We start from the raw sequence: 20,492 nt of genomic DNA on the forward strand, positions 1-20,492 counted from the left end.
TGGAATATGCCTTGGTATAAATTAATTAATAATGAGCTGGATATATGTGATTCATCCAGTTATAAAATCTTAAATAAAGCACCTGATTGTGTCGATGGCCCTTACTTGCATGCTATATTTGCAGACGAAATTCCTGAAGATCCGGAACGAAGGCCTGATATTGAAGGAACACCGGGACTACTCTTTTATATTATTCGAGCCTTGGCAAGTGGTAAAGGCCAACCCTCTTCCACCTTTCCACCAGTACCGCTTGAGGTACGAATGTCTCCTAATCCTGCAATGGATAGTACCAATTTTCAATATGTTAGGGGAAATGCCGAAAACCCAGAATAGAGTAGGCTGAAATTTAAAGTTTTCTGATCGCTTTTTGATCTATAAAAGCATCCTTTATTATGCCTAGAGCCTGGTATGTTTTCAATGGGGCAACAACAGCAGATGCCCAGTATGCGGCAGGTAATTATCGACTTTTAAGTAATAATTCAAAACCTGCTTGTGTAAATGGCATACAGGTATGTGCAGTTTATGCTTTCTACCCTGGCCCAATCGCACCTCTAAATCCTCTTGCTCCCCTCAGTACCAATATTAGACAATATATAGCTGATGGTACCGCCACATTAGTATCTCAACCACAGATCCCAACGGATGCTAAGCGATATGTATATATGAGAGGCGTATTAGTTTGATAAATGTAATGATTCCGCAATAATAGTAAAGCATCTAGAGCTTACATCCTAAATTATTGCGGAATCTGTATTTTTACTTAACCACCTCTATAAGTTCAATTTCGAAAATTAAATTACTATTTGGTGGAAAACTTCCATGCGCTGTATGACTTCCATATCCCAGGAAGGAAGGTATATATATAATCCATTTTGATCCTACTTTCATTAATGCCAATGCTTCCTTCCACCCATCAATCACATCAGCTAATTTTAATTCCACAGGTTTTGCATTTTTCAACGTAGTTTCGAAAACTTTACCGTTCACTTGCATTCCAGTGTAATGAACCTTAATTTTATTATTAAATTTGGGTCTAATACCATTTCCCTCACGAATAATCCTATACTGTAAACCTGAAGGCAGTGAAATGACACCTTCTCTTTCTTTGTTTTCATCTAGAAATCTTTCATTCTCCTCTTGTGTGGCATTGTTTACTTGTTTAGTGGAAGATTTGTTTAAAATATGTTGATTAAAGTTATTATTCTCACTGACTTCGGTGAAGATTAACTTATCGACAGTTCGCAATTCTTTCCTGAGAATCAATCCATAGGAACTTAAAACCATATTTATGTCCTCAAAACTTGCATGTAGATCTAAATTAATTCTTATCCATAAATTAGAGGAAATCCTACTATCGACGGAGGCCGCTGGTGTTTCATCAAAAACATAAGGATGATCTTCCTGATTATTCAATTTTGATATAAGCCCTGAAACACTTATCCCTATTCCAATTTTTTCTCCCTTAACTTTTTTTGCGATTCCTGATGAAATTTCATTTAATACCCACACTATTTCTGTTCTTTTTTCCCAACGTACATGTAATCCTAAGATTTCATCCAACTGTTTATTGACTTTCCTATAGATTTCTGAATCACTTTGACCGCTATCCTTATTTACGGATTCAAAACAATGTCCAGCAGTTAATATCCATTCTTCAGGATACCTATTGTCTTTGTAATTCCACCTATACTTAGAGCGGTCCAAAACTTCCCACACGGTTTGATTTGAATCAATAGTCAATGATGGTGTAATGAGATCTCCCATTTTATATGTGGACATCCAATTTACTACATACATAGTATGAATTGGTTCATTGATCATATAAGTTCTAAATGTTCGATCATATGCATTCCTTATAATACCTCTGCCTCCGCTAAAGCCCATGGTATTAATGCCGGACTTATAACCAGATAGAGCTGTGTATATTATTGGGTGCCTCTCATCACCGCCAATATCAAAAAGCTTTTTGGAATAATCGTGCTTAAAAAAATCATTTTTAATCTTCCAATTAACATTCTCGCCGGCTAGTATCCGTGTAATATTTTGTTCATCGACATAATCGGCTGTTGTGATACCAACAACCTTTCTGTTATAAATCCAAATTTCATGCGGCACTCCAATGTGAGGGAAGTAAGTTTGAAATATTTTGTCTTCAACAACTGAAGGGAGAGTATTTGATTTTGTATATTTATTATTTTTCCAAAATGCAGAAACTATACTCTCTGACTCATATGTAACGGGAAGGATTTTCAGTCTATTTCCAATTTTTTTTTGCAAATCTTCTAGACGGGGTAGAGCAGCAATACATCCACTACAATTTGTTGACCAAAAATCTATCAGCAACAATTGATTATCAAAATCCGAAATTTTGCCATAACTATATCTCGCATTAAATATTTTTGGGATGATAAAGTCTGGAACTGAATCTCCCACTGTCAGAGCGACAGTTTTAACGTTCCCATTTAGTCGCTCATCATCTGGGAAATGCTTTTGACAAAGTACTTGTAAGGGCAATGTTAGTAATATAAAGAAAATGCTTTTAAATAATATTTTCATAAGTCTTCTGATATGTGATTATTTAACTTCATTGAATGTATAGGCAAATCATAAACTATCCCAAATCACTCGTGATTTTATGTATCCTTTGTCCAAAGACTTGCCATAGATAATTAGTAAATTAGGTTATAATAAATTTAGAAACTGAAGTCAACAATTATATATCTAAAGGGGGATGCCGAAAACCCTTCAAAGAGTAAGCATAATTAAAGTTTTTGATAGCTTTTTGATATATAAAAGCATCTATATTATGCCCAGAGCTTGGTATGTATATAATGGCCAAACACCCGTAACAGCCGCAGGATCCTGGAGCTATATCCCACCTATTGGAGATTTTCCCGGAATTGAGTGTATTGGACCAACTACACTTTGCGCCATTAGTTGTTATTATCCATTTGCGGAAGCACCACAACCTAATCCTTTATCTCCATTATCTTCCAATATAAGGGCATATATTAACCTTGCCCAAAGTACTTCCGCGAATGCTATACCTCAGACAGGTAAGCCATATTTATATAAAAAATCTAATTAATAACAGTGTCAACTAAACTCATTAATTTATTCTTGTTCCATATTATGTGCCGTGGCATTACGAAAATCGAATAATGGTATTAGATAGTAATTTATCCGTAAGAGGGTTGGTTGGTGAGAATGAAGGGGGAAGCCGAATATCCTGTAATAGAGTAGGCAAAATTTAAAGTTTTTAATTGCTTTTTGATTCACAAAAGCATAAAATATTATGCCGAGATGTTGGTATGTTTATAATGGTGGGACCCCTGTAACAGCAGCTGGGTCCTGGAACCTCCTTGGTTGCGACGGCGCAGCAGTTATCGGATGTGAAGGTCCTGCGACTTTATGTGTTATTTCTGTGTATGTTCCTGTATTGCCAGCTCCTGCAACTCCTTTTGCACCATTATCACCAAATATTAGAAATTATATTAACTCTGCACTTGTTACGTCTTCCAATTCAATTCCACAAATAGGGATACCTTATCTATATAAGAAAGCAGACTAAATGCGTAATGGCAAAGAAAATATTTAAAGCAAATTGAGTTTTTTTCAGCATGTCTAAGTTTTATTATTTGGGACAGAAAGCACCTAAAAAACCAAAGAATTACACATAAATTAGTGCATGGTTAATAGTTAAATATGAAACTCTGTATTTCTAAATTTAATTTGTAATCTAAATAGGGAGATGCCGAAAACCCTGCAACAGAGTAGGCGTAATTAAAGTTTTTTGATTGCTTTTTGATTTATAAAAGCGTCCATTTTATGCCTAGAGCTTGGTATGTATATAATGGTCAAACACCTGTAACGGCAGCTGGATCTTGGGATTACCTACCTTCCCAAACTATTGAATGTGTTGGTCCTACTGTATTGTGTGCAATTTATGCTTATTTCCCATTTGCACCAGCACCACAGCCCAATCCACTATCACCCCTAAGTCCTAATATTAGGAGTTATATTAATTTAGCACAGGCTACATCAGCCAATGCAATACCACAAACTGGTGGTAAACCATACCTATATAAAAAATCACAATAAGATGATTTTGGAGGTGCCTAAAGGCACCTCCAAAATTATTTTTTAAATATCTGCACTATCTAAAATTCTGAGTGACGTTATTATTCTGTATTACTTCCGTAGGAATGAGAAGAACATATCTGTTGTCATTTGCCGGTAAGGTATATGTAATAGATTGTGCAGTTCTTACCAGAGTTTTAGCAAATCGATTGTCTCGGTTTAATCGTCTTAAATCGGACCATCTTAATCCTCGCATTAATAATTCCTTTCTTCTTTCAGTAAGTATTTTGCTCAATAATTGATCTGCGTTGTCTATAGATATATTAATGTAGGTGCCATTGATCCATCTTGATTTAAGCAATGTATTTAGATCCGCTTGTCCCGAGACAATATTACCAGCACGAGCATAACATTCTGCACGAATCAGATATACTTCATCAATGGCAATTCCGTTAAACAATGATGATGAAACTGAACCATCATAGTTACCAGAAAAGCGAAATGTACCAACATGCAATGGTCCAATATTAGCTTTAATGTATAAAACTTTACGTAAATCATTTGCTTCGTAAGATGCGGCTAAGCCAGGATCTATCTTCGCAATAGGTGCATCCGCTGTTCCAGGTTCAAGTAAAAGACTACTACTTGAAATACTATGAAATAACACCTCTTTATTATATCTAACAAAGGGTGCTGCGTCAGTCTTACTTAAAGTGTTGAAATCTAATAATTGATTATTTATCTGCAGTGATGCTGTTGCATTTTCCAAAGCACTTTTATACTCTTCCATTGATAAATAAACTCTAGCTAACATAGCGTAAGCAGCCGCCTTAGACGGACGAGTTGCTATAACTACTGTATTTGGCAATAGCGATGTCGCTTCCTGTAAATCACGCAAGACTTGATCATAGGTTTCCTTAACATTGCTTCGCACAATTTTCTCATTTATATCTGACGACATTTTGAGTGGGATGCCAATATCTTGTGAGGCTGTCCCAGCTGCATATGTCTTGGCATATAATTGTGCCAGATTCCAATGTCCCCACGCTCGATAAAATAATGCTGAACCTTTCAAAATATCAAGTTTTTGTATGTCCTCACTTTTATTCTTTCTAAATTTATCACTATTCTCAATTATCAGGTTTGCAGTGTAAATTATAAAGTATGTATGTTGCCAGCTCGAAGAAGAATTACGAATTGCAGCATTATTCCATGTATAAAAATCTCGATCTTCATTGGTTACATCTTGTGAAATGTAGATATTATTGTCTACGTAATAATCATCAGCTGACAAAGTCCCATCATTTGATAGACCTAGATTTAGCGTCATATTATCTAATAGTAATTGTAAATCTTGTGTTGATTTGATTGGAACTTGTGTATTAGTGCGTTTTACATCAAGGTATTTTTCACAAGAATGCATTAAAACGCTAATTAATATCAAGGATAAATATAATTTTAAGATTTTCATTTTAACTAAATTTAAAAGTTAGCGCTTAAACCAAAACTATAGGTTCTGGGAGTTGGATAATCATTAATATCAGGATCAATTCCATATTTATTAGCCCTCCAAACTATTCCAAGATTACTTACATTGAAATAAAGACGTAAATTTTTCACCGCCCAGTCCTTTCTATTTAAACCATATGAGCAAATGATCTCTTGTAATCTTACATGGTCGGCCTTTAAAACATTTATATCTGAGAATTGATAAAATTCATCTCTTGCGGAGCTGATTGGAAATGTTAAAGATGGAACATTAGTTTTTAGCTCATCTCCTGGTGTCTGCCACCGTTGAGTGTACTCAGATCTTTGCAGAACCCTTTGAGTGAAAAGTTGGGTATAACTTACTGGATTAGTTTTTCTAAAATAATATCCCAATTTATATAAAAGGTTAGCAGATATTGAAAAAGATTTATAGCTGAATGAATTGCGCAATGAACCGAAATACACTGGAACTGAAGAACCGAAATAGCGTGCTGTCGACAAGGGTGCCGCAAGAATGTTATTATATGCCTGACTTCCAGCCGAAGTACCAGATATTGATACAACCTGTCCATTTAAATATCCTCGTGGATCACCAGTTGAAGGATCAAGCCCAGCCCAGCGTAGTGCAAATAATCTATACACATTATAACCTTCATTATATGCTTGCGCACCCACTAAGCCTTGAGTGACATTCGCTGCAGCTGGTGAAAAAAGCTTCGTCACTTTCACCTGATTGTAGCTGAATAGAAATGCGCTGCTCCAACTAAAGTTACCTCTTTGCAAGTTTATGGAATTCAATATTAAATCAACACCGGAACCATGCATATTAGCAGTGTTATAAGTTAATCTTCTGTAACCAGTTGTTGGATCTACTATTCCCTCTGAAAGAAGATCAGTAGTTTGCTTATCATAAAATTCAATACTTCCTGATATACGATTGTTTCTGAAGCCAAAATCGAGTCCCAAATTTAGAACCCCAGTTTTCTCAGGCCTGAGTTTGAAGTTGCTAGCATCACTGAGCGTAGTTGCAAATGGTAGTCCATTGTCACCAAAGCTCGGACTTTTTAAAATCAATGGATAAGCACTAACTGCAGGATTTACATTACCGTTATATCCATATGTTGAACGTAATTGGAGTCGAGGCAAAAATGACCAGGTATAGAAATCTTCGTTGGTTATATTCCAACTCAACCCAGTCGAAAAGAAGGGTACTCCTCCTTTGTTACTTCCGACCCCAAAATCGCTTGAAGCATCTCTACGAATGCTTGCTGATACAGTATACCTCCGATTATATGTGTAAGCTGCATTAGCATATGTCCCAATTGTCCTTGTTGTGACACTACTAAAGGACTGCGGAAGTCCCGGTAGCAGGGCGGACAGAAGCCCTGAAGAGTTAGTATACAATAATGAAAACCTAGTATTATATGTAAGCTGATTTACATTTGAAAGTTGATCCTCGTTATAACCATAATAATTATTAAAAGTAGATTTGCTCTGAAGTTGACTTATATCTACACCAATTATTCCACTTAAAGTATGTTTGCTGCCCCAGGATTTATTTACATTTAATTGCCCCCTTAATGTGTTGGTCTTAGGCCGTCTTAATCCCGTATTTAAAAAACCTCCTAAAGGAAGGTTTCTCACAAAGGTGTTGGGTGTTGTGTACTGATTAATTAGATCTCTCATGTAAAAAGAGTTTTCTCTATATAAAGTATTATCCTCACCAAGCCCAGCACTATAATTATATGCTACGTTGCCTGAAAATACTGAGTTAAATGAATATACAGCATTTAAACCTAAATTAATATTCTGGAATTTATTCTTATAATATCCTTCTTTAATATCTTCGAGAGGCTTATATTGTAAACTTAAAACTTTGTTGCCATAAGTTGACTCAAAAAGATCTACCCAGGCTTTCCGATATGTTTTGGGTACGCTTAATGGATTTCCAGCATTGTCTGCCAATCGTGTATAAGGATAAAAGGTCTCATTTGTAGTACCACTAATTCCATTGTTGAGAGCCTGATTATTAGCATTCTGCAAACTATATGCAATATTCGTTTGCAATTCCAGCTTTTTAAATATACGGATGCCAGTTGAATAATTTACAGTTATTCTATTAGCATCTGATTGCTTCGTATTATTTAAAGTATTATCGTAACCTACAGATAATCGATACGAAATATTCTTGCTTCCTCCATCCACGCCCAGTGAGTAACTTTGTCTAAGTGCACTGCGAAGAAAATATTTGGTATAATCTTTTCGGATATCATTCTCACGCAGTAAATTTAATGCAGCATCGGTCTGACTTTGGGTAGTTTCACCTCTTTTTTGTTGACCTAAGATTTCGTCTACTGGCGATATACGTCTCTGAGGAGTTGTAATAGTAGCTATTGTAGGAATTGTAACATTAGTATTATTGTTATAAAATCTTTTCACCTCTGCATCAATAAATTCAGAGGTACTCATATATTTATTGTAAAACAAATCTAATTTTTCCGAAATATTGAAATTTGAATTGAATGATACTGTTATTGGCTTATTATAACCACCGCGTTTAGTCTTTACTACTATTACTCCATTCGCAGCTCTAGATCCCCAAATTGAGGCAGAAGCAGCGTCCTTCAATATTGTTATACTTTCAACTTCATTTGGATTAACATAATCAATAGAGTATGGAGTAGCAATACCATCAATTACAACAAGTGGAACACCTGTATCTTCATTGGCAGCACGTGGAAGTGTCGTTATCCCTCTAATAGTTAAATTACTCAAAGTTGAGGGACCACGAACTGATAGTTGATTACTTGAGTTAGCTGCCGTAAGTTGATTGTTAAAATTCATACTTGTTGTAATACCTTCCAAGCGTCGCAGTAAGTTTGGGTCAGTACTATGTTGTAGTTGTTCTTTGGTAATTACCTCAAATGATCCCGTTGCACGCTCTTTGGGCAAATCCTGGTAACCTGTACTTACCACATTTACCTCTCCAAGGTTATTACTCCCAGGGACCATCTTAATACTTACCTGGTTAGCATCCACTCCACTCAAAGTGATTTCTTTCGTTAAGTATCCAATGTATGAGATGATTAAAGATCCTCCCTTTTTAGGGCCGTAGATAGCAAATGTTCCCTTAAGTGTGGTATAAGTGACTTTCCTGCTATCTTTTACTTTTACAGTAGCACCGGCCATGGGCTTTCCATTTTCATCCGTGATAGTACCTTTATAAACTATTGAATCTTGCATCAATAATGAATTGGTTATGGCAGAGGTTACGTATTGGGATTTAATGACAATACTTTCATCTTGGATATCAAATAATAATTTTTGTTCCTTCAAACTTGTAGCCATTACCTCAGCTATCGAAGTGTTATTAAAATGGGCATCAATAACCCGGGTTATATCAATATTGCCTTTTTGCCAAAGCACATCATACCCTGTCTGGCGCTTGATTTCTTTAAAAATCTGTTTCAGCGTAATTCCCTTTTGATTTAACGTGATCCGTTGCCCATAAGTGCCCGCACTTACATGCATGATTCCTGCAAAAATCAAAATTGTAATTAGCCGCATTATTAATAAAAATTTATACAGGCCACCTTTAGGGCAACCTGAGAGTTTAGTATAAAATTTCATAAATTTGTTGCTGGTTTTAATAGCTAAGAAGCAATCTAAAAAAGCTGCTCTGCTGTGGTCAATTCGGTGTGTTTGTATTTAATATTCAATCAAATCGCACTAACCAGGAGTGCTCGCAACACTCCTGGTATCTTTCGATCCAATTTCTTAAGATAGTTCAGGGTGAAACCATAATCCTCCTTTCAACGATCCCAATGGGTAGATTTTGAATGTTTGAGTACAAAGTCATTATATAGGTTAATACTTCCATTGTATATTAAAGAACCGGCATGTCCTAAGTCTCCTTTTGATTTATTCGGAACATATAATGAAATCCACGGATTCAGGGACAACTGACCTCTATACAACTTGATAGTAATGGTAAATTAGAACTACTGGGGGAAGCCGAAAACCCTTTAACAGAGTAGGTAATCACTAAAGTTTTTTGATAGCTTTTTGATATATAAAAGCATCTCTCATTATGCCTAGAGCCTGGTATGCCTTTACAAATGTCGCCGCAGATCCCCTTCTCGCATCCAGTTACAAAAGAGTAACACTATCTCCATCCTGTCTTAACGGTCCCACAATATGTGCCATTAACGCTGAGTTTTTTGGGGCACAGCCAGAAGTTGGCTCAGCCCCTTTTTCACCCCTTTCTAAAAACATACAGGAGTACATTGTAAATGGTTTGGTGAACCTTGTTCCGGAGCCAGATGTTCCTGAGGCAGCTAAAAAATATGTGTATCTGAAATCGTCAATTTTCTAAGAAGCAGATATGGATTCCTATAAAGTTTCCTGCATTATGCCTACTGCTGACAGGCCTCAGTTTATTCCATATGCTATAGATTATTTTTTACATCAGGACTATCCCAACACTGAATTGATTATACTGGATTCGGGAAAAAGTTCCTGTGCAAAATTAGTTCCAAATAATCCCTCTATTCGGTATCATTATGTGAACAGACTCATAGCGCTGGGAGAAAAAAGAAATCTTTGTTGTACACAAGCTGATGGACAAATTATTGTGCATTGGGATGATGATGACTGGTATGCTGCAGATTGGATATCAAATCAAGTTAAAGCACTGGTGACTCATCCGGGAGTAGATATAACTGGCCTTCGGGATCTTCATTTCCTTTCAAGTACGACACATGAACGATGGGAATATCATGATGATGATGATAATAATACATGGATATATGGTGCAACGCTAGCTTACTGGAAATCATTTTGGCAAAAAAATCCTTTCCGGCAGATGAACGCAGGTGAAGATATTTATTTCGTCAATAGCCCTGGTACAGTCATTTATCCTCATCATTATATTGAAGGATATCTTGGAATTATTCATGATCATAATAAAAGCATCAGGTTATTTGAAGATCCTAAAGAGAAATTGCAGCAGTCAAAATGGGTGACGATGCTGGAATCACCCCAAAAAAAATCTGATGCTCAGAAAATTATCTATGATCAGGATACTCCCATGGTAAGCTGTATAATGCCTACAGCCAACAGACGCTATTTTATTCCTAATGCAATAGAAAATTATAGGAAACAGGATTATCCCAACACCGAATTGATAATCATTGACGATGGTAATGAATCTGTTAAAGGACTAATTCCTGATGATCCAAGCATAAAATATTATTATACACAGCCATTGGGTACATTAGGACATAAGAGAAATATTGCTTGCTCAAAGGCTTCGGGAGAGTATATCGTTCACTGGGATGATGATGACTGGTACGCAGAAGATTGGATCTCATACCAAGTGAAGGCAATGGTAGAATCCGGAGCTGATATCTGCGGAATTAATCAGGTCCAGTTCTTCTCTCCTGCCAGCAACAAATACTGGATGACGCATAATTACAACTCAAAAAGTCCCTGGTTAACTGGTGCAAGTTTGATCTACAGAAAGGCTTATTGGCGACAACATCCTTTTAAAAATTTAGAGGTTGGAGAAGATAATGATTATGTGCGAAATCATGGTGCTACAATTTTTGCACATGACTATTTTCAAGGATTTATAGCTACCTCTCATGATGATAATACAAATATTAAATTCCTTAAGATTCCTGATTAATGTCGATAGAAAATGTCCTTAAAGATGGTTTGCCCGTGGCAACTAGCTTAAAGTGTGAATACAGTGAGGAGACGCTGAAAACCTTTATAGAGTAAGCAATATCTAAAGTTTTTCGTTTGCTATTTGATACATAAAAGCATTCACAGATTATGGCTAGAGAATGGTATGCATATGATGGTAGAGGTGATGTAAATATCCCCTCAAGCTATTTTAGGGTTAACGTAAGGCCAACATGTTTTGATGGCCTGGCAATTTGTGCAATATATGTTGAAGATGGAACGCCCCATCCCAAAAAAATTTCATCAAACGTTCGCCAATACATTTTTAATGCATTGGTGACCTCAAGGGCACAGCCAGATGGTCCTGGATTAAAGCAATATGTTTATTTAAAAGGCCAGCAATAAGAAAAGGATCGCCTCAGCAAAGCGCTGACGCGATCCTCTGGCTTAACTCTAATTTACACTTAAAATTTCAAGTTCGTAGATTACCGTAGCACCACCAGGAACATCTTCATCTCCATCGTCACCGAAAGCGAGATCAGACGGAATGTAAAGGATGAGTTTAGATCCAACAGGCATTAGTAAAGTGGCTTCCTTCAAACCTTCCATCGCTTTATCAAGATGATGTACCCAAGGCTTCTGGTCGTCATATGTACTCCATAATTTCTTACCATCAATTTGAGTTGCTTTGAAATGTAAACTGACTTTGTCCGATAATTTCGGAAGAGGACCATTTCCCCTCCTGATCACTTTGTACTGCAAACCAGAATTCGTGGTTTTTACTCCAGGTTTTGTCTTATTCTTTATTAGAAACGCAGTATTTTTAGCTTTGAACTTTTTTCTCTCCATTTCCTGATCAAATGGATCACGATATGATCTGTTTGGTTGCAAGTATATGTACTTACGCTTGTAATCCATAATGATGTTAAAGCGTCTGATCACCTCAATGCCAAGGATTCCCAGGTAACCATCCTGCGCATCCGCTTTATCATTGATAGTTAGTCTTATGCTCATAGGCCCAAAGTGAAATCCACCAAATGTCATAGATTTTATATCTGCCACTTGATCCTGGGTAATAGCATTCATTCCTCTTCCAAGGGATCTCGTAGTCTCACCCAATTTGCTATCAAAGTTGTGGAACTTACTGAAGGGACTGCTAACAAGAAGTGGAATAGCATTGCCAGTATCAAACATCACTTTTCCAGTGAATGATTCACCATTTGCCAGCGTAATGGAAATGGGAAAACGTGGGATTAAGATGTTTTTACTGAACTCAAAAGGCATATTTGAATAGCCAGTCGTGTCAACCGCATTGATTCGATCGTATAAAAATATTTTTTTTTGATCGAAATCAATTTTAGTAACGTATCTGCTCAATATCTCATAGCCAATAATACCATCAAGTTTAGATCCTAAGGTAGTTGATAGAGAGGAAAAATTCACCATTGTAAGATTGACATGTTTAAGTTCAGTCTTTCCCAAATTGATGCTTTGATTTAATACCATCGTATAACTTTGGCTTCCACCAGATCCGGCAACTGATGCAGGCAAACGACTTTCTTTACTGATTCCTGCTCTTTCTGCTGTTGCAGAATCGATCATCATCCCGGTCGCTCCGGTATCAAAGATAAAATTCAGGCTATCGCTGTTATTAAAGCTCGCTTTAATAAACATATGTTTTCCTTTAAATATAAAAGGTAATTCTGCTATCTGGGCATATGATGACTGGAAGCAGCTAAGTAAAATACTGCAGGTAAAAAATAGTTTTCTAAAATTCATTTGGTTCTAATTCGGAATATTTGAAATATGTTCTCTGGTATCAAGAGTATGTCATAGCCATATAAACTCCCAAGTTTTATGAGACTTTTGTCTTATTCTTTATTATGCGCATTATCTAATTTACTTCAGAATCAATCGGTATAAAGTTGAAATGAATAAGATAAGAATACTTGAGGTGGGTAATGAATTAGGTTTGGGAGGGACAGAATATGTCATCCAGCTTTTCAGTCAATTTCTTGACAAAGAATACTTTCAAGTCACGGTCCTTGGTTTGAAAGAGGGAGGTGTCAGAGCACAGATAATAGAGGAAATGGGCACTAGAGTTATCATATTGAATGGCGAATATGAGAAATTGGCAGAGCATTTACGAAATACAGACGTTTTGCATTGGCATGGTGATGGTTCACTGGACCCAAAGCTTTTCAGCATTGTCCAGGCGAACAGACCTAAACTTGTTATTCAAACAAATGTTTTTGGTCTGCATACTCGCTCTTCGTTATATGACTGTATCGACTACGATCTGTATGTTTCTAAAATGATCCTGATTAGACGGATGCTCTTGGATCAGGATCTATAAGTTTGAACGCAAGAGAAAAGCATTGGCTAATCCTGTAGATGTTTGCCATATCACAAATATGCTTTGCACAGAACTTGAGATAGAGTATTTCAAAAAGAAGAACGGTCTGAAAGATTTTTTTATAATAGGCAGAATCGGCCGCGCCAATGACGCGAAATTCGATTTGATCACCTTGGATGGATTTGCTCAATTTGCTAAAAATAACAATCATGTTCGGTTCCTACTGGTTGGCGCCACGCCTAACATTCTGGAATACGCCAGGCACATTCAGATTCTGGAGAAGTTGATTATCGTTGAGAATACCTCTGACCTTAAACAGTTGCTCAAGTACTATCAGGCAATGGATGTTTTCCTCGCAGCAAGTAGAATTGGAGAAAGCTTTGGCTTAGTGATTGCAGAAGCGATGGCAGCAGCAATTCCGGTCGTTACTGTTAGTATACCTCATAAGGATAATGCCCAGATAGAATTAGTTGACAATGAGCTAACTGGTCTGGTTGTAGAACGAAACATAAATGATATAGCTAACGCACTTCTATACTTATACCACAATGAACACGTAAGAAAAGACTTTGGAAAAGCAGCTAAAAAAAAAATATGGAAGGATTACAGGGCAGAAACTATTGTTAGCAGCTTTGAACAATTGATTTATAGACATTTTAATATGGATATCTTTAGTGATCATGAATCTTTGATTCAAAGCTTCTCAGATCAAATGTTATTAGAATATACCAGAAGATGTGATGATCTTTGGCACACGGACCGCAGATAGTATTTGTAACAGATGACCCTATCTGATTTTCAGCTTACTGCATAACTTAAATAAAAAATAAGTTATGTTTCTCAATGCAGCCTCATGCTCCTTGCCTATGGTTTACTGGCCACCTGATTTTAATCAAATCGATACCAGTTTCCCTATGGTGAGTTGCATTATGCCAACAGCAAACAGGCAACATTTTATTCCGAAGGCAATCAAATATTTTCTGGAGCAGGACTACCCATATAAAGAATTGATAATTATTGATGATGGAGAAGAATCCATTGCCAGGATGCTCCCAAATTTATATTGCATCAGATATTTTTACCTCGAAAAGAAACTTTTGATTAGTACAAAACGTAACATTGCTTGTGAAAAGGCGGCTGGTAGTATTATTATCCACTGGGATGATGACGATTGGTATGCCAATAATTGGATATCCTATCAGGTAAACAGTATTCTTCAATATGAGGTCGACCTTTGCGGATTGAGTCAAGTACAATTTTTCTCAGTGAAGCACAATAAATTCTATATTTCGAAATATCAGACTATAAAAAAAAACTGGCTGATAGGTGCAACCCTCGCCTACCGGAAATCGTATTGGGATAAACACCACTTCCCGGAAATTGAAATAGGTGAAGATAACTTGTTCGTCAGAAATAAAAATGCAAAAATTTTTGCGCATGATTACTTTGAGGGGTTTCTAGCAATTGTTCACTCTTCTAATGCAAGACTTAAGGACGTCTAAATAAAAGTCATCAATGATGGCAAGATATTAATGATCATCTCAGCAACATCAACCATCGCAACAGCTATAAGTGTAATATTAAAGTAGCTAATTTCAAAGAAAATCGTACGTAAGTCTCCGACTTAACATCTATAATGGCTACAAAGTAATAATTGAAGGCTTGTGATAAGCTTTAATCGATTATTGATAAATAGATGTGAGGAAATTTTGCAGGTTTGGTAATTTAAGTAAATGAATTTTTTCGTATTTTGTTGATCAGTAATAAATTAATATTGTATGAGCCACGCCATGATGCCCCCAACATAACCAGTAAAATATTCATTATTTTATTTTTGATTTGGAGTATGGCAAGGCCATACTCATACGAATCAGCCTAGAAGTAGTAATTCGTGTCATATTTTAAAATATCGTATGAAATGGAAAATGAGGAATTGTTCAAATTGTTAGCTGGAAAGTATCCCTTACGCGCTGAGCTAAAGGAAAGGCTTTGTGAGATGATAAAAAGGGAATATTACCCTAAAAGTCAAGTTATTTTAAAGCCAGGGCAGATCTCAAACAGGGCCTGGTTTATTGAAAAAGGTGCTGCTATGGGGGTAATCTACAGAGAAGAAAAAAAAGTTCCCTTTTGGTTTTGGAACGAAGGCCAATTGATGATTTCGTTAAATAGCTTCTTTAATCAGTTACCATGTGAGAGTTATATCGAGTTGTTGGAGCCTAGTGTACTGCTGTCAATATCTTTTGAAAATACGGCTGAGATTTTAAAAGTTTTTCCGGAGACCAATGAGTATGTCAGGAAAATTATGCATGAATATCAGAAAATGAGCGAAAAGAGAATTCTTGAGTTTGCTGCATATTCTCCCGAGGAACACTACCTGCACCTGATGAAAGACAGCCCCGCATTATTCAGAAAAGCATCTGTAGAAAGTATTGCTGCATATCTTGGCATTTCACGGAAAACACTGAACCGGATAAGAAACAGAACAAGAAGACTATAAAAATTAATTTAGTGCCTCCCCACTGGGACGGAAGACCATTTGATTGGGTCATCTGTCCCTTTTTTTTTGCCATTTCTCGCTTAACTTGGATACATAGAATCTATCAGAAATCTAAAATTGATCTTACCTTTTAAATGATTAAAACTATGAATCCACATCCTTTTATCATCTTAATTACAGGGTTTCTAATTTTACTTTGGGCATATGCTTCTTTCTCCAAACTTTTTGATATGAAGCAATTTAACCACGCACTCATGATCCAGGTCTTTCCACGTTGGTTTGGCAAGATTTTATTGTATACTCTTCCTCTCAGTGAAATTGTGCTGATCATTTTATTACTGATTCCTCAAACTCGACTTATCGGTATGTATGCATCAATGTTTATGATGGCACTATTTACATTGTATGTTGGTGGGGCAGTATTTCATATTTATGATCGTCATCCTTGTGCCTGCGGTGGACTATTTGGAAGACTTGGCTGGCACAAACACTTTAAAGTAAATATAATGCTCACCTTGATTGCTCTGGCTGGAGTGATTTTGATGGAGCTCTAAAATATTAACTACGCACGGTTAATTATAGATTGTTTTTTGAATGATGAGCATGAGGGTAAGGCGGGATGGATGTCCCGCCTCCTTTGTTTATTAAAGAAGCTGCAATGCAGCTTCCGTAAGGAAAGTGGAACCTAAGGGTATACAATCCTCATTGAATTTCACTTTAGGGTGATGCAGAAAATAGGTTTGCTCCTCATTTACGGCAGCACCCAAAAAGTAGAATACCGATGGTACCTGCCTCGAGTAAAAAGCAAAATCTTCCGCTATCAATTGCCCCCCCTGACTAACTACATTTTCGCCGAACAACTTCTCCTGCACACTTTTAAGTTGAGCGTTTAGACCAGAATCATTTAATAGACTCGGATAGTAAGCGGTCAATTCCATGTCAATTTTGCATTCATAGGATATTTCCATACCCTTCATGAGTTTGGTCATTCTTTCGACAATTAAAGAATATGTATCCAGATTTAACACGCGAAGGCTTCCCTTCAATACTACGGTCTCTGGAATAACATTATAGGCTGGCTGACCCAGGATCTCTGTAGTTGTGAAGGCAAGCACAGCTGGTTGTGTTGGTGCAGTATGTGAAATTATAGATTGAGCAGCCACAATAAGATGACTGCTGATCAAGACTGGATCGATAACATGCTCCAGTGCCCCGGCATGCCCGGACTTTCCCCTCACGGTAATGATGAAGTTGCAGACATTTGCCAGTGCTTCGCCATTTGTAAAACTCAGTGATCCCACCCTCATCAACGGATTAACATGCAGACCAATCACAGCCTTAGCACTTTCCAGCTTACCGGTCTCTGCAATAATTTGTCCACCAGACTTACCTGGTTGCGGACTTCGTAAATTACCTTCTTCTGAAGGCTGGAATAGAAACTTGACCGTACCATCAAAATTCTGATCTTTTAAAAGATGGGCAGCACCAAGCAGCATAGTGGTATGAATATCATGCCCACAGGCATGCATAATATTGTCGTTAACAGAACTAAAATAAAGTCCTGTATCTTCTTTCAAGGGCAGAGCATCCATATCTGCCCTTAAGACTACTATTGGTCCTTCTCCCTTTTTCATTGTAGCCAACACACCGGTTTCAGCCACGCTTTCAAAAGGAATTTCAAGACTTTGGAGTTCGCGCTGAACAAGAGACGATGTTCGATGCTCAAGAAAACCTAACTCCGGATGGGCATGTATATCTCTACGAATTTGAATCAGTTTTTGAAATAGTGTTTCTTGCATAACACGAATATACGGTTGATAAAGCATTAATATCTGTCTACCTCACAACCAATATCAATAAATATATCTATGATCTTGGGAGAGAATGTGTACTGGATATACTATAGTTCTAAGACATCCCAACAGGAATCTCAATACATATTAAACCAAAACCAAAAAAATATGAAAAAAACATTACTTTTCGTAATCCCTGCGGCATTGCTTTTTATGATTTCATCCTGCGAAAAAGAAAATTACACAATCAAGCCAACAGCAAATGTTACGGTAGTGAATGCTGCTTTAGGCGCAGGATCGATCAAAGTCAATGCTGGTGCCGGTAGTAGTTTCGCTTATGCGAGGGCTTCGGATATTGCATTTCAAGGTAATGCGCTATATGGTGCATTCACAGGTAGCACTCCCATTACTATAGTAAGTTCTACCGATACGACTAAAAAATTATTTAGCGCTACTTTCGATCTCCAATCTATCAATACATTATATATATCAGGTGTATCTCCAACAATCGACACAACTTATAGAGTGGAAAAAAGTATTCCAGTTATACAAACTGCTGCAATCAGACCAGATAGTTCTGTTTACATTAGGTTTGTGAACCTATCCCCTAACAGTAATTCGCTTAATATTAACATCACTTCTTCTCTTACTAATGAAGTGACAGGGCTGGCTTACAAGGGAGTCTCTGAATTCAAAAAGTATGCGGCAAAAACATCATCAACAACTTATTCTTTTCAAATCAGAGATGCTGCTACAAATGTGATTCGCTCTACCTTAACATTTAATGCAACTTCAAACAGATATAAAACAATCACAATAGTAATCAGAGGACTTACTGATGGTACGGGCCCAACAGCGTTTGGAACCTTCCAGGTCAACAATGTTGGTTGATAATATATTCATTTTTATAAATTTACCAGAAACAAAAGAGTCTGTCTCGTATCGAGCAGACTCTTTGTTTTTACAAACTATCAGCAGGAAAAATTTTAAATGATTTTTTTTAGGTCAAAGCCGAATTGTCAGTGTAAGATAAATTCCTGGTGTCCCCTACCTTCAGCACAACTCGGTATTCCTGACGCTACAAACTGAAGCCCAACAAAAATCTTTTCACCGATTTCCTCGAGGGTCTCGTCTCCATCCAAAATTCCACCTGCATTGATATCAATATTGTCACGCATTTGAATAAAGGTCATCGGATTTGCACAGATCTTGATCACAGGGGCTATAGCAGAACCAATGACTGAACCTTTGCCCGTAGTACAAATAATCAGATGGCAGCCGCTCGCAATCATATCTACCATTTTAGCAGAAACATTAATCTTCGGCACTTTCGCTTTCTTTTGATCACCAAAGAGCAAATCAATTAAAAATAAACCTGGCTTTGTCGGTCTCTGGGCGGGTTTAATCATTCCGCAGATTGCTGCATCGCCCGTCTGACAGTATAAACTCATACATTCTTCTTCTATTGTAGAATATGTTAATACCCTGGGATCTCGTGCAGCTTTTTCTATATATTCTTTTAGATTCTCTGCCAGCTCAGGTTTAGTAGTCCGCTCGTCGATGACTCCCTCAAGTCCGGCCATCTCGTCTGTCTCAGCATAAATAACAGTTCCTTTTTGGGAGATGAGATGGTTTACAGCCTGCCCTACCGCTGGATTTGCAGTCATAGCTGATGTAGCATCATTGCCACTACTGATCGTTCCGACAATAAGATCTTCGACTGTCATATTCACCTTCATCACGCCATCTATAATTCCTAAACACCAATCTACCCATTGTACACCTATACTCAGAGACATCCTGGTTCCTCCGGCTTTCTGGATGGAAATGCTATTAACTGGCCGGCCTGATTCACTTACAATTTGTTCCAGCTTTCTGACATTTACACCATCACAGCCCATCGATATCAGCAGTACGCCACCCACATTAGGATGGGTACATACGGCGTTTAGGATGTTTTGCGCATACTCACTGTGATAACAACCCTGGGAGCCGATCAGCTGTACAGGATGCTCCTTAAACCTGTTGGCAATTTCTGTTGCAATATGATGTGCACATTCACACAAATAAACTACAGCAACATAATTCCTGATACCTTTGCGGCCATCTTTTCTCAGATAGCCCTTCCATCGCATTTGATCCATAAAAATGTTTTAAAATGTAAAACCAGGCCTCCTTTCGAAGGCCTGGTTGGGTTGGTAGGTTGGTTTTGGAAAACACTGGGCTTGGCAATCCCCAGTGTTTAGTTTTCATAGGTATTGATGAGTTTAGGTAAAACTTCACTTTTCATGTTGTGCAGGTGCACGTGGTCGCCCATCTGGATCATCTTGGTAGCAAATCCTATGGACACGCCATACTTGATAATCTTTTCACCAGCTTCAATATACCGGGCCGCGACCTTATGCCCCATGTCTATCGACCGGGGAAAATAAAATTCCATTTCGCCGCAAGTGTTATGCTCGCCGGCTTGAATATCATCTGTTAAGACTAATACATTATCCAGATGGTGCAGTTTCAGCAGTTTTTCCATCGCCTATTAGTTTCTGGATTTTGATGTTTTCATTGTCCGTTTCAATTGAAGCATATGAGT

At 37.3% G+C, this 20,492-nt stretch carries 17 protein-coding genes; 10 read left to right on the plus strand and 7 right to left on the minus strand.

The window, feature by feature from the left end:
- Nucleotides 1–6 precede the first annotated feature (6 nt).
- Nucleotides 7–333, plus strand: a complete 327-nt coding sequence (locus OQY15_RS01685; RefSeq protein WP_265786951.1) for a hypothetical protein — start codon at nt 7–9, stop codon at nt 331–333.
- Between the two features lie 423 nt (nt 334–756).
- On the opposite strand, the gene OQY15_RS01690 is transcribed toward OQY15_RS01685, so the two are convergent.
- From OQY15_RS01690 to OQY15_RS01700, 3 genes are all read right to left on the minus strand, one after another.
- Entirely contained in the window at nt 757–2,556 is a 1,800-nt protein-coding gene (locus OQY15_RS01690) for an FKBP-type peptidyl-prolyl cis-trans isomerase (protein WP_265786954.1), read from the minus strand.
- 1,600 nt (nt 2,557–4,156) lie between these two features.
- On the minus strand, nt 4,157–5,551 hold the full coding sequence (locus tag OQY15_RS01695) for a RagB/SusD family nutrient uptake outer membrane protein (RefSeq protein WP_265786955.1): 1,395 nt from the start codon (nt 5,549–5,551) through the stop codon (nt 4,157–4,159).
- Nucleotides 5,552–5,562: 11 nt separating this feature from the next.
- Nucleotides 5,563–9,198: a SusC/RagA family TonB-linked outer membrane protein gene (locus OQY15_RS01700; protein WP_265786957.1), complete on the minus strand. Its 3,636-nt coding sequence runs from the start codon at nt 9,196–9,198 to the stop codon at nt 5,563–5,565.
- A 460-nt stretch (nt 9,199–9,658) separates the two neighbouring features.
- On the opposite strand from OQY15_RS01700, the gene OQY15_RS01705 reads away from it, so the two are divergent.
- The 3 genes from OQY15_RS01705 to OQY15_RS01715 all read left to right on the plus strand — a co-directional run bounded on the left by OQY15_RS01705 (nt 9,659) and on the right by OQY15_RS01715 (nt 11,661).
- Nucleotides 9,659–9,943 carry a hypothetical protein gene (locus OQY15_RS01705; RefSeq protein ID WP_265786960.1) on the plus strand — a complete coding sequence of 95 codons (285 nt, stop codon included), beginning with the start codon at nt 9,659–9,661 and terminating at the stop codon, nt 9,941–9,943.
- A 9-nt stretch (nt 9,944–9,952) separates the two neighbouring features.
- Entirely contained in the window at nt 9,953–11,257 is a 1,305-nt protein-coding gene (locus tag OQY15_RS01710; RefSeq protein ID WP_265786962.1) for a glycosyltransferase family A protein, read from the plus strand.
- A gap of 149 nt (nt 11,258–11,406) precedes the next feature.
- Nucleotides 11,407–11,661: a hypothetical protein gene (locus OQY15_RS01715; RefSeq protein ID WP_265786964.1), complete on the plus strand. Its 255-nt coding sequence runs from the start codon at nt 11,407–11,409 to the stop codon at nt 11,659–11,661.
- A 48-nt stretch (nt 11,662–11,709) separates the two neighbouring features.
- On the opposite strand, the gene OQY15_RS01720 is transcribed toward OQY15_RS01715, so the two are convergent.
- Nucleotides 11,710–13,035 carry an aspartyl protease family protein gene (locus OQY15_RS01720; RefSeq protein ID WP_265786966.1) on the minus strand — a complete coding sequence of 442 codons (1,326 nt, stop codon included), beginning with the start codon at nt 13,033–13,035 and terminating at the stop codon, nt 11,710–11,712.
- Nucleotides 13,036–13,186: 151 nt separating this feature from the next.
- Here OQY15_RS01720 and OQY15_RS01725 point away from each other — a divergent pair, with 151 nt between their 5' ends.
- From OQY15_RS01725 to OQY15_RS01745, 5 genes are all read left to right on the plus strand, one after another.
- Complete coding sequence (locus OQY15_RS01725) at nt 13,187–13,612, plus strand: hypothetical protein (protein ID WP_265786968.1); 426 nt, start codon at nt 13,187–13,189, stop codon at nt 13,610–13,612.
- A gap of 22 nt (nt 13,613–13,634) precedes the next feature.
- The gene (locus tag OQY15_RS01730; RefSeq protein ID WP_265786971.1) at nt 13,635–14,381 is read left to right on the plus strand and encodes a glycosyltransferase family 4 protein; all 747 of its coding nucleotides are present in this window, start codon (nt 13,635–13,637) and stop codon (nt 14,379–14,381) included.
- A 64-nt stretch (nt 14,382–14,445) separates the two neighbouring features.
- A complete protein-coding gene (locus OQY15_RS01735; RefSeq protein ID WP_265786973.1) occupies nt 14,446–15,114 on the plus strand; it encodes a glycosyltransferase family A protein in 669 nt (222 codons plus the stop codon).
- A 416-nt stretch (nt 15,115–15,530) separates the two neighbouring features.
- Nucleotides 15,531–16,109 (plus strand): Crp/Fnr family transcriptional regulator, encoded by a 579-nt coding sequence (locus tag OQY15_RS01740; RefSeq protein ID WP_265786975.1) that lies wholly within the window; start codon nt 15,531–15,533, stop codon nt 16,107–16,109.
- A 146-nt stretch (nt 16,110–16,255) separates the two neighbouring features.
- Complete coding sequence (locus OQY15_RS01745; RefSeq protein WP_265786977.1) at nt 16,256–16,663, plus strand: MauE/DoxX family redox-associated membrane protein; 408 nt, start codon at nt 16,256–16,258, stop codon at nt 16,661–16,663.
- Between the two features lie 90 nt (nt 16,664–16,753).
- Here the strand turns inward: OQY15_RS01745 and OQY15_RS01750 are convergent, their stop codons facing one another.
- On the minus strand, nt 16,754–17,935 hold the full coding sequence (locus tag OQY15_RS01750) for a M20 family metallopeptidase (RefSeq protein ID WP_322973274.1): 1,182 nt from the start codon (nt 17,933–17,935) through the stop codon (nt 16,754–16,756).
- 135 nt (nt 17,936–18,070) lie between these two features.
- Between OQY15_RS01750 and OQY15_RS01755 the strand changes: the two genes are divergently transcribed.
- The gene (locus tag OQY15_RS01755) at nt 18,071–18,793 is read left to right on the plus strand and encodes a hypothetical protein (RefSeq protein WP_265786981.1); all 723 of its coding nucleotides are present in this window, start codon (nt 18,071–18,073) and stop codon (nt 18,791–18,793) included.
- A gap of 128 nt (nt 18,794–18,921) precedes the next feature.
- On the opposite strand, the gene OQY15_RS01760 is transcribed toward OQY15_RS01755, so the two are convergent.
- Together OQY15_RS01760 and OQY15_RS01765 are read right to left on the minus strand one after the other, a co-directional pair.
- A complete protein-coding gene (locus tag OQY15_RS01760; protein ID WP_265786983.1) occupies nt 18,922–20,046 on the minus strand; it encodes a UxaA family hydrolase in 1,125 nt (374 codons plus the stop codon).
- Between the two features lie 98 nt (nt 20,047–20,144).
- Nucleotides 20,145–20,432, minus strand: coding sequence for a UxaA family hydrolase (locus OQY15_RS01765; protein WP_265786985.1), 288 nt, complete (start codon nt 20,430–20,432; stop codon nt 20,145–20,147).
- Nucleotides 20,433–20,492: the final 60 nt, after the last annotated feature.

Source organism: Pedobacter sp. MC2016-15 (assembly GCF_026239695.1).
GTDB lineage: Bacteria > Bacteroidota > Bacteroidia > Sphingobacteriales > Sphingobacteriaceae > Pedobacter.

Excerpts from the sequence above, each read along its gene's own strand:
- OQY15_RS01690 (WP_265786954.1), bottom strand. The coding sequence starts at position 2,556 with ATGAAAATATTATTTAAAAGCATTTTCTTTATATTACTAACATTGCCC.
- OQY15_RS01695 (WP_265786955.1), bottom strand. The coding sequence starts at position 5,551 with ATGAAAATCTTAAAATTATATTTATCCTTGATATTAATTAGCGTTTTA.
- OQY15_RS01700 (WP_265786957.1), bottom strand. The coding sequence starts at position 9,198 with ATGAAATTTTATACTAAACTCTCAGGTTGCCCTAAAGGTGGCCTGTAT.
- OQY15_RS01685 (WP_265786951.1), top strand. The coding sequence starts at position 7 with ATGCCTTGGTATAAATTAATTAATAATGAGCTGGATATATGTGATTCA.
- OQY15_RS01715 (WP_265786964.1), top strand. The coding sequence starts at position 11,407 with ATGGCTAGAGAATGGTATGCATATGATGGTAGAGGTGATGTAAATATC.
- OQY15_RS01705 (WP_265786960.1), top strand. The coding sequence starts at position 9,659 with ATGCCTAGAGCCTGGTATGCCTTTACAAATGTCGCCGCAGATCCCCTT.
- OQY15_RS01765 (WP_265786985.1), bottom strand. The coding sequence starts at position 20,432 with ATGGAAAAACTGCTGAAACTGCACCATCTGGATAATGTATTAGTCTTA.
- OQY15_RS01735 (WP_265786973.1), top strand. The coding sequence starts at position 14,446 with ATGTTTCTCAATGCAGCCTCATGCTCCTTGCCTATGGTTTACTGGCCA.
- OQY15_RS01760 (WP_265786983.1), bottom strand. The coding sequence starts at position 20,046 with ATGGATCAAATGCGATGGAAGGGCTATCTGAGAAAAGATGGCCGCAAA.
- OQY15_RS01720 (WP_265786966.1), bottom strand. The coding sequence starts at position 13,035 with ATGAATTTTAGAAAACTATTTTTTACCTGCAGTATTTTACTTAGCTGC.
- OQY15_RS01710 (WP_265786962.1), top strand. The coding sequence starts at position 9,953 with ATGGATTCCTATAAAGTTTCCTGCATTATGCCTACTGCTGACAGGCCT.
- OQY15_RS01725 (WP_265786968.1), top strand. The coding sequence starts at position 13,187 with ATGAATAAGATAAGAATACTTGAGGTGGGTAATGAATTAGGTTTGGGA.
- OQY15_RS01755 (WP_265786981.1), top strand. The coding sequence starts at position 18,071 with ATGAAAAAAACATTACTTTTCGTAATCCCTGCGGCATTGCTTTTTATG.
- OQY15_RS01745 (WP_265786977.1), top strand. The coding sequence starts at position 16,256 with ATGAATCCACATCCTTTTATCATCTTAATTACAGGGTTTCTAATTTTA.
- OQY15_RS01740 (WP_265786975.1), top strand. The coding sequence starts at position 15,531 with ATGGAAAATGAGGAATTGTTCAAATTGTTAGCTGGAAAGTATCCCTTA.
- OQY15_RS01750 (WP_322973274.1), bottom strand. The coding sequence starts at position 17,935 with ATGCTTTATCAACCGTATATTCGTGTTATGCAAGAAACACTATTTCAA.